Consider the following 12,115-nt stretch of genomic DNA (forward strand, 5'->3'; position numbering starts at 1 on the left):
GCACGCCGTGCGCCCCTACGAACATATTCACAAATTGACAATGGATAATGAACAATGAATAATGACCTCTCCTTAAAAGAAGAGGATTGAAATTAAGGAAAATCTTTTTTAATTTCTTCGTAAACGAAGAGGTCTTAGACCCAATTAATCAATTGTCAATTATCAATTATTAATTATCCATTGATAAAAAACCTCAACGGCGATGAACCATCGAGGATTTATATACCAAAGACTGTAATAAACAGCCTATTGTTTTGGGCTTGACTTTGACTTATATTGTTGAAGGGCTTTCTTGCGCCGCATTTTGGTCGCCACGACAGCCGACTCAATCGGAAATCCAGCAACTGGAATGACCTGAAACTGTCGCTCGTCTTCTAGCTGCTTGAGTTCGGTGTAGTCTACCCAGTTGATGCAATTAACGGGACAGGTGTCAATTGCTTCTTGAATCAAATCTTCTGGGTCCCCATCTTGGCGAAAAACACGCGCTCGCCCATGATCTGGCTCGATGTAAAACGTATTGTGAGCTGTATGGGCACAATGCTTACAGCCAATACAGGTGATTTCATCGACATAAACACCTTTCTGTCGCAGCTCACCACCGAGTTCGGGTTCTAAACCTGAACGCTCTGGTGCATCTCGGAAGACGCCGCCGAGTTCGGGTTCTAACCCTGAACGCTCTGGTGTCGGGGAGAAATCAGACATTACGCACTCCAGCGTTGGACGACTAAACGGATTGAACCGTCTTGATTATTTTCTTGTTGGGCAACTTGAAACCCTTGCTTGGCAGTTTCGTTCATTACGGTATGAAAGGCATACCGCTGGGTGATACGATTGAGGAAACCCTCGACAGATAACGGCTGTTGCCAGTATTGGAGGTCGGCAACTAGCTCGTATTCTTTACCATTCCAGGCAAAGCCGACATCGTAGTTATTCTCTTGTTCGATAACAACTTCGGCGGTGCGGGTTTGACCCCGATACCCACGCACTTGACTCGGACCGGCTTTCCAATCTACGCCAACGTCAGTTAACGCCGATTGTAAAGAGGTAAGGTTGCGGATTTGAGTTTTTATGTTGCTGAAATGTGACATTTTGGTTAAAGAAAGCGAATTGAACAAAAAAACTTACCAAGCGCTATAGGTAGCTTGAGCGGTTGCTGTTGCCGACTGCTGAGTCGGTTGGGTAAAGTATTCCGATGTTTGCTCCATCGAGACGACTTGTCCCAACTGAGCTTCAATGGCAGCAGTCACTTCTGCACAAGAGGCGCCAACGATACCCGTGGCTTTCTCTTGCACTCGACCATCTGGATAAATGACAAATTCTAAGGTTTCCATCAGTTTGTTAACGGTTGGGTCAGTCCTCCAGTTCTTTGCTGTAACACTAATTCAGCTACAGCCTGTGAGCCTACACAACCCGCTCTGTCGCTAGTTGAGTAGTCTCTCGTTATTATTCGCATCATAGCGAATCAAACTTTAACAGAAATTAATACTTGATTAGTATCATACACTAATCTTTTGTTAAGTTTCGCGTATCTTTCCCTCCCAGTCAAGCGGCAGGATCGTCTATTTTGTCGGGGCGGGTTTAGTCAAATCTGGGTGCAACCGTGAATGATAGTTGTAAAACCCGCCCCTACATTAAATCCGCCCTTCTAGGGGAGATGGGGGAGATGGGAGAGATAATGGAAGGTTGTTGAGTGAGACGCAACTGAGGAATTCGATGGATTCTACGTTAAACAAACCTGTTCGAGTTGGTATTTTAGGCTTTGGCGGATTAGGACAAGCGGCGGCTAGAGTGCTGGCTGGTAAACGGGAGATGATTTGGGTGGCGGCGGCTGATAAGCAGGGCTGGGCTTATGATGCGACTGGGCTAGATCCCGATCGCGCGATCGCAATGTATCATAATCAAGGGTCACTGGGTTATCTAGAACCCGCAGGCACTCTCAGCAACAACACAATTGCCGACTTAATCGAAAACGCGGCGGTGGATGGATATTTCCTTGCCCTACCCAATTTGCCGAATACGTTTATGGCATCAGTCGCCCGTCAGTTTATCCAATCAGGGTGGCGTGGAGTACTCGTAGACGCCCTCAAGCGCACCAGTGCGGTGGAACAGTTACTCGCCATGAAAGATGAACTTCAAGGGGCGGGAATCACCTACATGGCGGGATGTGGTGCTACACCAGGACTGTTAACGGCTGCGGCTGCGATCGCGGCTCAAAGCTATGCTGAAATACACAGCGTTAAAATTACCTTTGGTGTGGGTATTGCCAATTGGGAAGCCTATCGCGCCACGATTCGAGAAGATATTGCTCACCTTCCCGGCTACGATGTCGAACAGGCACATCAGATGAGTGATGGGGATGTAGAAGCGCTTCTGGATCAAACCAATGGTATTCTCACCTTAGAGAATATGGAACATGCTGATGATATCATGTTAGAATTAGCCGGAATATGCTCTCGCGATCGCGTCACCGTCGGCGGCATTGTTGATACCCGTAATCCGAAAAAACCCTTGAGTACCAATGTCCAAGTCACAGGAAGAACCTTTGAGGGCAAAATCTCAACCCATACCTTTACTCTAGGTGACGAAACCAGTATGGCGGCTAATGTCTGTGGTCCAGCCTTTGGCTACCTGAAAGCAGGAATATCATTACATCAACGAGGTATTTACGGTCTATTAACAGCGGCTGAAGTGATGCCACACTTTGTTCGATAGTCTACGGTGATTGGGGATTGGGGAACCCCTAACGTAGAGACGTAGCATGCTACGTCTCTACATCCCTAAGCAGGTGGATGTTCGGTAGATAAACTTTCTGGTTGTTCCTCTTCCATCGCATAATCGGGACTTTGCATGACAAAAGGTAAATCCGCACCTCGTAAACCGCGTTGAATTCGTTGAGGTGTGTCCGGGAAGATCACGAATAACGGATAAATCTGGTCAACGCCTTCGCTGAGAATATGTTGATGGCGGGGGGGCATTAGCCACTCATAATCTTTATCTAGCAACACTTGAGTCTGACGCCAACGACTCAATAAATCCGAAAAATCTTCATGGGGGCGATGGATGAAAATGAGAATTTCCACCCCCATTTTTATTTTCCATTCCGGATCACACATCAGCATGACAACATCACAGGGTAAGCCAACAGTTCCGTTCAAACTTGTCAGGTTAGAATGTCCTGTTGATGATTGGAGATGACGAAGGCGCACAATGGGTAGAGGAATTGTAATCACACTTTCCGAAGGGCGGCGCATACTAGGAATCATTTCCAGGTAAGGTCGATGTTGCTTCAGCAGCCCTAGCGCCCCCTCATGGTGGCTATATTCGGCTAAGCTGATTTCGTAATTAGATTGTTTAACTGGCATTTTTAAATAAGTGGCAATTCACTAACGTCTTGTTGACTAGTTTAAATAATACTCACGAACAGTCGTGGCAAATCAGTAGAGGTTGCTCATGTTGCTAAGCTGTAACGCATTTAATTTGATAAGGCAATCTAAGCTATCAAAGGGTTTCAGTAGCTAAATTATTGGATTTAGCTGCATAGCAGCTTAGTACCGTTCCCTAGAAATTCACGCCTTCAAAATTGAAAATGCTTACCTGGCAAGCGTTTCAGCAATGCGTGAAAGGTTGTTTGATTTACTGTGCGCTGTACGAGTAGCTGAATCAACGCAGCAAATCCTCTACCATCAGATGATTGTAGGAATGGGCGCTCCATATACTGGAAATCTTTCCCCTTTTAACCCAAGGTTTCAAAAACTTTAAACATGGGCAGATACATAGAAACCAGGATTGTACCCACCATTCCCCCAATGACAATAATCATCACGGGTTCTAAAATACTGGTCAAAGCTTTTACGGTTTGCTCAACTTCATCTTCATAAAAATCAGCAACCTTCATCAGCATCGAATCCAATTCCCCTGTTTCTTCGCCAACACTAATCATCTGAATTGCCAAACTGGGAAAAACTTGTTCATTTTGCATGGCAACACTGATCAAACCCCCTTGCTGAATTTCCTGCTTGGCAGCTTCCACAGCGTTAGCAATCACTTGGTTTCCTGACGTATCCCGAACAATATCTAATGCATTGAGAATAGGAACCCCCGAACGAGTCAACGTGCCAAAGACGCGGCAAAACCGGGCAACTGATGATTTTTCATTCAGTTCACCAAACAGGGGTACTTTCAATAACAGTGCATCGATTTGCAGGCGACCCGGTGGAGTTTTGTAGTACTGCTTGACAGCAACCGTGGTAAAGATAATCACCCCAACTGGAATCAGGGCGTACCAGCTTCTGAGAACACCACTCAACCAGAGCATAAAGGCAGTCAGGGCTGGTAATGTTCCGCCGATTTCTTCAAAAATCCCAGCAAAGATAGGGATGAGGAAAATGGTCATTCCCAAAAACACCAATACAGCAAAGCCACCAACCACCAGAGGATAAGTCATTGCCGACTTAATCTGATTTTGCAGCCGCGCCATATCTTCGAGCAGCTTGGCTAATCGGTTGAGAACTTCATCCAGGACACCCCCAACCTCGCCCGCTTGCACCATACTGACATAGAGTTGGTCGAAGCAGGCGGGATGATCCCGCATCGAATCGGAGAGACTAGTTCCCTGCTGGACTTCGTTACTGATGGCAGTAAGCGCTTTTTTCAGCTTGGGATTGGCACATTGTTCAGATAAGATACCCAGACAGCGAACGATGGCAACTCCAGCATTCACCATTACCGCAAATTGCCGGGAAAAGACGGCTCTATCTTTAACACTGACACTCGTCATCTTTTCCTGGATTACGTCTAAATTCAGGTCTTCCAGGCTAAAAGCTTTCTGAATACTACCAACAGTCGGATATTGATTTTGAAAGTGGGCACGGGCTTGATCAGTAGAGAGAGCTTTCACTTTCTCTTTTTTGACGTTTCCTTTGGAATCCCGAACCTCAGCAATGAAGGTAGGCATGGCTTGCGTCTGAATGAAAAAAAGAATTAAAGGGAAGGGTTAGTTTTCTGGTGATGTTTTTTGTTCACGAAAAAACTAACCCCGATAACTTAGCGAGTCTTAGCACCAACTTTACCGCCCCCGGCAGCCATTCCGGCGGATCCACCGATAATACGCTGTAACTCGTCGGGCTTAGAACTCTTGGACACAGCTGCTTCAAAGGAAATTGTTCCTTGTTTGACGAAATTTGCCAACGTCTGTTCCATGGTGATCATGCCCATTTTCATCCCGGTTTGGATGGCGGAATACATTTGGGACACTTTCCCTTCACGGATTAGGTTAGAGATAGCCGGGGTGACAATCATAATTTCCTGTGCCATTACCCGACCAAACTCACCGGGTTTCGGGTTTTTCTTGGGTACTAGGGTTTGACTGAAGACGGCGACTAAGGAGTTCGACAGCTGAGCTTGAACTTGAGGTTGTTGTTCAGGGGGGAACACGTCCAGCATCCGGTTCACGGTTTGAGAGGCGGAACTGGTGTGTAAGGTTCCCATGACCAAGTGACCCGTTTCTGCTGCTGAAATTGCCAGTGAAATAGTCTCCAAGTCCCGCATCTCACCGACCAGAATCACATCCGGGTCTTCCCGTAATGCAGCTTTTAGCGCATTGGCAAACGTTTTAGTATCTTCACCTTTTTGACGTTGGTGAACTAAGCTTTTAATATTGGGAAAGACGTACTCAATTGGGTCTTCGACGGTAAGAATATGTTCGGGTCTGGTACGATTAATTAAATCAATCATTGCCGCCAGTGTGGTGGTTTTTCCCGAACCCGTAGGTCCTGTAACCAGCACTAATCCCCGAGGACGTTCGCTCATTTCCCGCACAATATCAGGCAGACCTAACTGATCAAAGTTGGGAATCTTGGAGGACAACGCTCGCAAGCAAGCCGCGTAGTAACCCCGCTCTTTATAAACATTGACCCGGAAGCGAGCCAATCCCTTCACTCCATAAGAGCAATCCAATTCCCAGTTCTGCTCCAATTCTTTGCGTTGACTATTATTGAGCATACTGAAGATCAGCTTCTGACATTCTTGGGGATTCAGGGGGTCTTCTCCAAAAGGTTGGAGTTTACCACTAATACGGAAATAGACAGGTGCCCCAGCTTGAATATGCATATCTGAGCCACCCATTTCAATGAGCTGCTCCATCAAGTCTTCAATAATTAAATCCATTGCCATGGTGTTGTCTCCCAATACGAATCAGTTGTTGGTTATTAGTGTTTGTTTCCGAATAAATTGTTGTTGGGGGTTAAAGCCAACAACAATTCAGGAATAGCCGCAACAGTTAGTCACGGAAGCGCGGGGTCATACAATACGGACAGTCTAACCACTCCGGTTGTAACCCGGCGCCGCAAGTGCTACAGGAGAGGGATTGCTTGCGTTTGGCTTTCAGTTCTGCCTCAAGACCAGAATCAGTAAAGGTTACCCGTTCTACTTCTTCCAATGTGGTATGACCGTCCTGCACCAGGTTTAAACTATAGAATAATAAAGTTTTCATCCCTTCCTCAACCGCTGCTTCTTTCAGCCGTTCGGCAGGCGCTCCTTCGTTAATCAGGGTTTGCAGTCGTTCGGTCATCCGCATGACTTCATACACACCCACTCGTCCTTTGTATCCGATCCCATTACATTTTGGACAGAGTGTTCCTTTAGCACGAGCTTCGGAGATTTCATCGGGTTGTAGGGTATTGGCTTTATAGAACGTGACTTCCCCTTCACTGGAAGCGGACAGACCAAATCGAGCCAGTTCAGCCGCACTAGGTTGGTAAGGTGTGCGGCACTCCGAACAAACCCGCCGCATCAGGCGCTGGGCTAAAACTCCCAGGAGCGCACCCGACACCATGAACGGTTCAACTCCCATTTCATCCAGGCGGGGGATGGCGCCAGCCGCGTCATTAGTATGAAGAGTGGTTAAGACTAAGTGTCCCGTGAGCGCCGCTTCAATCGCGGTTTTCGCGGTTTCCTTATCGCGCGTCTCACCCACCAGAATCACATCTGGGTCTTGCCGTAGAAATGAGCGCAGAATTGAGGCAAAGTCCATCCCTTTTTCCCGCAGTACCTGCACCTGGGTAATACCGGGTAAGGAATACTCAATTGGATCTTCTGCTGTGCTGATATTGACGCCTGGATCATTGCGCTCAGCCAGGATTGAATAGAGGGTTGTTGATTTACCTGAACCCGTTGGACCTGTGACTAAGATCAACCCAAAGGGGCGTGCTGCCATTTCCCTGACAATTTCCAAGCTTTCGGGGTCAGTGATCAGAATATCCAAACCAAGCTGGGTGCTAGAGTTATCTAAAATCCGCAGAACAATCTTCTCACCGTAGCGACTGGGTAAGGTACTGACTCGGAAGTCAACCTTGCGCCCTTGGAACATGCGCCGAATTCTGCCATCTTGGGGCAATCGACGTTCGGCGATGTCCAAATCTGACATAATTTTGAAGCGAGCCGCAACGGCATCTTTAATCTTTTTGGGTAAGGGTTCAAAGGCTTGCCTCAGTACGCCGTCTTTGCGGAAGCGAACACGTAAGTATTCCTCCTGGGGTTCGATGTGAATGTCAGAGACGTCCTCTTGCAGGGCTTTGGCGAGGATTCTATTCACCAAGTTAATCACCGGGGCGCCACCGGCTTCATTCAGGGCTGCCCCTAAATCTGCTTCTGTTTCGTCCGGTGCATCGGAAAGGGTGTCGAGATTCTCAAGATCCTTACTGATGTCTGTCTGCTTGGCAGCTTCCTGTTCCTTCTCTTGTGCCAGTTTGTGATCGCGATATTGATTAATCAGATGCTGATAGTCTTCTTGGGTAATCACCATCCGGCGTAGCCCAATCCCTTGAGGGCGCAGAATCCGGTTCAGATCATCTTGGGCGTCGAGATTATCCGGATCAACCATTGCCACCAGAACCGATGGCGGTTGTGTGTCATTCTTGGATAATGGCACCAAGCGATAGCGACTACAGATGTCAATGGGAATCAGGCTTTCTATGAGTTCCTTGACTTGGTGACCTGAAATTTCACTAAGTTCCGGATCAAGAGATTCAACACCGTAAAGTATTTTTAGTTCAAATAGTTGCTGTTTCTTGTACTGACGCACTAAGTCGGGTGGCAACTGACGCCCGGTAATTGATTCAACGACATCGGTTAGAGGTCGTCCTGACTTACGGCTTTCCGCCAATGCCTGCCGCATTTGACCGTCATCAACGTAACCAGATTGAACTAGTTTATTTCCAAAGGGCGAAAAATCGTTTTTGACAACAAGGGCACGTCTTGCTGATGATGATGGGGATTGAGTCATAGTGGGTGAGACTATCTCCTTAAAGATTACAGAATTCCTAAAAGTTTTAGCTTTTGTCGTACTGGAGAAAAAGGCAACGGTAACCCCATTCGCCTTGCCGCCGATTCAAATAAAATGGCTCGACAGATCTCAGGATGGCTCCCTTCTCACTGGGTTTAGATCGGAGTACCCATGCTGGGAAACACTTTGAGGCGTGAATAAGGTCGGATGCCAACATGCTGGAGTTACCAATATCCTGGCAAGGGTGAAATGCAAGTCTTCAGATAATCTAAACGTGATAGAATTCTGACTGAAGTCAAAATTAGTCCTCTATACCCTGATAGAATACTCTATTCCTTATTATAAATGGGGATACCGCCACAAGTTTTATCTTAACCGTTTTACACCCCTTGGAATTAAACTCAGTCTCGCCCATCTCTAGGTTAGGGTTGCTCTACTCGTGCAGGGTGACGGCAACTACCCAGCTAGAAAAATACTCCCCGTCTCCCAGACGTGGCTAACGTCTCGAACATGCTCCGGGAAATCCTGTTGAGTGTGCTATTGAATCAATAGACACATTATTAACAGACAATTTTCACCAGTATGTACTAGGATTTGAGGAGGTAGCAATCCCGACTTGATGCCTGGGGCTTTAGCCTACCCTAAATCTTGCCGTTAATCTGGGCAAGGTAAACGAAGCCATCCTAGAAGGAGCAGGAGATTGATCGAGTTTTTAGTACGAGTGAATCATGAGTGACGAAGAAAAACAACAAAATACTACGTTGCAACAAACAGATAAGCATAAGGCAGTGAATTCAGATAACCCCGATTTAAATGAGGCAACTTCCGAGGTGGAGGTTGGGACACAACCTGAGGTTGAGTCACCATCAACGGCAGAAGCGGCAACCTCTGAAGTGACAACCGAAGGGACAAAAACTTCGGCAGGGCAAAGCGTGGAGAGTGAGTCTGCTGAATCAGACTCCGCCGGATTGCCGAGTCAGGAGGATGTCGCGGTTATCGAAACCTTAAAGCAGGAAAATGAACTCCTTAAAGCTCAAATTGAGGAAATTAATCAGCAATTTGAAGCCTTTAAAAGCCAATCCATGCGGATGGCAGCCGATTTTGATAACTTCCGCAAGCGGACGGCGAAAGAAAAAGAAGATTTAGAACATCAAGTTAAGCGGAATACTCTGGGCGAGTTATTATCCGTGGTCGATAACTTTGAGCGGGCGCGATCGCACATCAAACCTCAAAATGATGGGGAGATGGCAGTGCATAAGAGTTATCAGGGAATCTACAAGCAACTCGTGGAGGCATTCAAACGCTTAGGGGTTTCGCCGATGCGTCCGGAAGGAATGGAGTTTGATCCCAATTTCCACGAAGCGGTGATGCGGCAGCCGAGCGATGAATACGGCGAAGGAATCGTCATCGAACAGCTTATGCGTGGCTATTTCTTAGGCGATCGCGTGCTGCGCCATGCCATGGTTAAAGTTGCTGCGGCTCAAGAACCCATGGTAACCTCAGAGGAGGACACCTCGGCAGAACCAGAAAGTTAAGCGGCAGGGGTATACCTGCCTGGCTTGTCTGTCTCTAAAATAGATCTTGTCTAAGTAGCTGTAGCTGGTTTAATCAACCCGAAAAAAACGGTTGAGCGAACATCAGGCGAGTTCTGTAGCCACAGATTACCACCTAAAGAAGAAAACCTTACCGATCAAATAGGCCGAAGCGCTATGGGAAAAGTCATTGGCATCGACCTGGGCACAACGAATAGTTGCGTGGCTGTCCTGGAAGGAGGTCAGCCCCTCGTCATTTCCAACACGGAAGGCGGACGAACCACACCGAGTATTGTGGGATTTGGCAAATCGAATGAGCGCTTGGTTGGTCAACTGGCGAAGCGTCAGGCAGTTCCCAATGCTGAAAATACTGTCCATAGTATTAAACGGTTTATTGGTCGTCGATGGGATGACACGGTAGAGGAGCGATCGCGGGTTCCTTACACCTGTATTAAGGGTCGCGACGATACCGTTGATGTCCAAATCCGCTCCCATCAGTATACGCCGCAGGAAATCTCTGCCATGATCCTGCAAAAGCTCAAAGCCGATGCCGAAAACTTTCTCGGTGAACCCGTAGAACAAGCGGTAATCACGGTACCTGCCTATTTTACCGATGCTCAGCGACAAGCCACCAAAGATTCCGGAACCATCGCAGGTCTAGAAGTGCTGCGGATCATCAACGAACCAACCGCCGCAGCATTGGCTTATGGTCTGGATAAGCAAGACCAAGAACAACAAGTCCTCGTCTTTGACTTAGGCGGCGGTACATTCGATGTCTCGGTCATGCAACTGGGTGACGGCGTATTTGAAGTCAAAGCCACCTCTGGCAACAACCATTTAGGAGGCGATGACTTCGATAACGTAATCGTGCGCTGGATGATTGAGCAGTTCAAGGAACAAGAAGGCATCGATATAGGCGCCGATAAGATGGCGTTACAGCGCTTGCGAGAAGCCGCAGAAAAGGCAAAAATTGAACTCTCTAGTATGTTGAACACCTCGATCAACCTGCCGTTTATTACAGCAGATGAAACAGGTCCGAAACATCTAGAGATGGAACTGTCACGAGCGAAGTTTGAAGAACTGGCGCTCGACCTGATTAAAGGTACCATCGAACCCGTAAAACAGGCGCTCAAAGATGGTGAACTTAAGCCCGATGATATCGACCGAATTCTGCTGGTCGGGGGTTCGACTCGCATCCCAGCCGTCCAGAAAGCGATTAGTAAGTTTTTCGGCGGTCGCCAGCCAGATAAATCGGTCAACCCCGATGAAGCCGTTGCCCTAGGTGCAGCTATTCAAGGGGGAATCTTGGGCGGTGAAGTTGAAGACTTGCTGTTGCTAGACGTGACCCCGCTCTCACTGGGCATTGAAACCTTGGGCGAAGTTTTCACCAAAATTATCGAGCGTAACACCACAATACCCACCAGTAAATCGCAAATCTTTTCCACGGCGACGGACGGGCAAACCTCTGTGGAAATTCACGTCCTCCAGGGTGAACGGGCGATGGCTCGTGATAACAAAAGCTTGGGTAAGTTTCTACTAGCAGGCATTCCTCCGGCTCCCCGAGGTGTGCCTCAAATTGAGGTATCCTTTGATATCGATGTCAATGGAATTCTTAACGTCTCAGCGGCGGATAAAGGTACAGGAAGAGAACAAAGCATCCGAATTACCAACACCGGTGGATTAAGTGGTGGCGAAGTGGAACGGATGCGCCAAGAAGCCGAGCAATATGCCGAAGAAGACCGCCGTCGGATGCAACTGGTGGAACTGAAAAATCAAGCCGAAAGCCTCTTCTACAGCTACGAATCGACCCTGAAAGACAATGCTGATTTGGTACGTGAGGACTTGAAGGCGCAGGGAGAGAAGAAAAAGCAAAAGCTACAAGCTGCGCTCAAAGACCCATCGATTACGGTTGAGGACGTTAAACAGCAACTGGAAGATTTCCAACAAACGCTGTTTACTATTGGTGCAGCCGTCTACCAGCAAAGTGCGCCCGATTTGGAACCCGATGAGATTAGCGAAAGCGAGGAAGAACTTGCCTCACCAGTAGAGGTTAGTGAACCCTCAGAATCGGAACCCGAAGAAGAAGAGTTAATTCTTAACTTTGATGATGAAACCGTAAATAATGCTGACTATGAAACAGTTGACTAAGGTAATGCATAAATGGAAGTAGCAATTCGTTGGTTTTTTGATCCAAAATGGATAGACGTGCAGGTGAGCCGGATATCAGCCATCGGTGGCGCTCAAGCCGATCTCCTGAACAGACTATCACTATCAACCCACCCCCTAACGTAATCCAACCCTC

At 47.5% G+C, this 12,115-nt stretch carries 11 protein-coding genes; 4 read left to right on the forward strand and 7 right to left on the reverse strand.

Translation table 11 applies throughout. The features are described 5' to 3' along the window. Positions 1-246 precede the first annotated feature (246 nt). From RLO19_RS20395 to RLO19_RS20405, 3 genes are read right to left on the reverse strand one after another with little or no spacing between them, the layout of a single operon-like run. Positions 247-702, reverse strand: a complete 456-nt coding sequence (locus RLO19_RS20395; RefSeq protein WP_446359265.1) for a ferredoxin — start codon at positions 700-702, stop codon at positions 247-249. Next, positions 702-1,088: a DUF1257 domain-containing protein gene (locus tag RLO19_RS20400; RefSeq protein WP_446359266.1), complete on the reverse strand. Its 387-nt coding sequence runs from the start codon at positions 1,086-1,088 to the stop codon at positions 702-704. The genes RLO19_RS20395 and RLO19_RS20400 overlap by 1 nt, the downstream gene beginning before the upstream one ends. 33 nt (positions 1,089-1,121) lie before the next feature. Next, positions 1,122-1,331: a DUF2997 domain-containing protein gene (locus RLO19_RS20405; RefSeq protein ID WP_446359267.1), complete on the reverse strand. Its 210-nt coding sequence runs from the start codon at positions 1,329-1,331 to the stop codon at positions 1,122-1,124. 382 nt (positions 1,332-1,713) lie between these two features. Here RLO19_RS20405 and bioU point away from each other — a divergent pair, with 382 nt between their 5' ends. After that, positions 1,714-2,712, forward strand: a complete 999-nt coding sequence (gene bioU, locus RLO19_RS20410) for a (S)-8-amino-7-oxononanoate synthase BioU (protein ID WP_446359268.1) — start codon at positions 1,714-1,716, stop codon at positions 2,710-2,712. 65 nt (positions 2,713-2,777) lie between these two features. Here bioU and RLO19_RS20415 read toward each other — a convergent pair whose 3' ends face one another. From RLO19_RS20415 to RLO19_RS20430, 4 genes are all read right to left on the reverse strand, one after another. Next, positions 2,778-3,362, reverse strand: coding sequence for a hypothetical protein (locus RLO19_RS20415; RefSeq protein WP_446359269.1), 585 nt, complete (start codon positions 3,360-3,362; stop codon positions 2,778-2,780). Positions 3,363-3,733: 371 nt separating this feature from the next. Then, positions 3,734-4,954, reverse strand: coding sequence for a type II secretion system F family protein (locus tag RLO19_RS20420; protein WP_446359270.1), 1,221 nt, complete (start codon positions 4,952-4,954; stop codon positions 3,734-3,736). An 89-nt stretch (positions 4,955-5,043) separates the two neighbouring features. Continuing rightward, positions 5,044-6,165 carry a type IV pilus twitching motility protein PilT gene (locus RLO19_RS20425; protein WP_446359308.1) on the reverse strand — a complete coding sequence of 374 codons (1,122 nt, stop codon included), beginning with the start codon at positions 6,163-6,165 and terminating at the stop codon, positions 5,044-5,046. 112 nt (positions 6,166-6,277) lie between these two features. After that, positions 6,278-8,281, reverse strand: a complete 2,004-nt coding sequence (locus RLO19_RS20430) for a GspE/PulE family protein (protein WP_446359271.1) — start codon at positions 8,279-8,281, stop codon at positions 6,278-6,280. A 728-nt stretch (positions 8,282-9,009) separates the two neighbouring features. Here RLO19_RS20430 and grpE point away from each other — a divergent pair. The 3 genes from grpE (at position 9,010) to RLO19_RS20445 (ending at position 12,105) form a co-directional block, all read left to right on the forward strand. Then, the gene (gene grpE, locus RLO19_RS20435; RefSeq protein WP_446359272.1) at positions 9,010-9,816 is read left to right on the forward strand and encodes a nucleotide exchange factor GrpE; all 807 of its coding nucleotides are present in this window, start codon (positions 9,010-9,012) and stop codon (positions 9,814-9,816) included. Positions 9,817-9,990: 174 nt separating this feature from the next. Further along, positions 9,991-11,961 (forward strand): molecular chaperone DnaK, encoded by a 1,971-nt coding sequence (gene dnaK / locus RLO19_RS20440; protein WP_446359273.1) that lies wholly within the window; start codon positions 9,991-9,993, stop codon positions 11,959-11,961. A gap of 12 nt (positions 11,962-11,973) precedes the next feature. Beyond that, positions 11,974-12,105 carry a hypothetical protein gene (locus tag RLO19_RS20445; RefSeq protein WP_446359274.1) on the forward strand — a complete coding sequence of 44 codons (132 nt, stop codon included), beginning with the start codon at positions 11,974-11,976 and terminating at the stop codon, positions 12,103-12,105. The last annotated feature ends 10 nt before the right edge of the window (positions 12,106-12,115 follow it).

Source organism: Coleofasciculus sp. G2-EDA-02, from assembly GCF_040226375.1.
In the GTDB taxonomy this organism is placed as follows: Bacteria; Cyanobacteriota; Cyanobacteriia; order Cyanobacteriales; family Coleofasciculaceae; genus Coleofasciculus.

Coding starts and splice junctions, on each gene's coding strand:
- RLO19_RS20445 (WP_446359274.1), top strand. CDS start 11,974: ATGGAAGTAGCAATTCGTTGGTTTTTTGATCCAAAATGGATAGACGTG.
- RLO19_RS20425 (WP_446359308.1), bottom strand. CDS start 6,165: ATGGATTTAATTATTGAAGACTTGATGGAGCAGCTCATTGAAATGGGT.
- RLO19_RS20420 (WP_446359270.1), bottom strand. CDS start 4,954: ATGCCTACCTTCATTGCTGAGGTTCGGGATTCCAAAGGAAACGTCAAA.
- RLO19_RS20405 (WP_446359267.1), bottom strand. CDS start 1,331: ATGGAAACCTTAGAATTTGTCATTTATCCAGATGGTCGAGTGCAAGAG.
- bioU (WP_446359268.1), top strand. CDS start 1,714: ATGGATTCTACGTTAAACAAACCTGTTCGAGTTGGTATTTTAGGCTTT.
- RLO19_RS20400 (WP_446359266.1), bottom strand. CDS start 1,088: ATGTCACATTTCAGCAACATAAAAACTCAAATCCGCAACCTTACCTCT.
- RLO19_RS20430 (WP_446359271.1), bottom strand. CDS start 8,281: ATGACTCAATCCCCATCATCATCAGCAAGACGTGCCCTTGTTGTCAAA.
- RLO19_RS20395 (WP_446359265.1), bottom strand. CDS start 702: ATGTCTGATTTCTCCCCGACACCAGAGCGTTCAGGGTTAGAACCCGAA.
- dnaK (WP_446359273.1), top strand. CDS start 9,991: ATGGGAAAAGTCATTGGCATCGACCTGGGCACAACGAATAGTTGCGTG.
- grpE (WP_446359272.1), top strand. CDS start 9,010: ATGAGTGACGAAGAAAAACAACAAAATACTACGTTGCAACAAACAGAT.
- RLO19_RS20415 (WP_446359269.1), bottom strand. CDS start 3,362: ATGCCAGTTAAACAATCTAATTACGAAATCAGCTTAGCCGAATATAGC.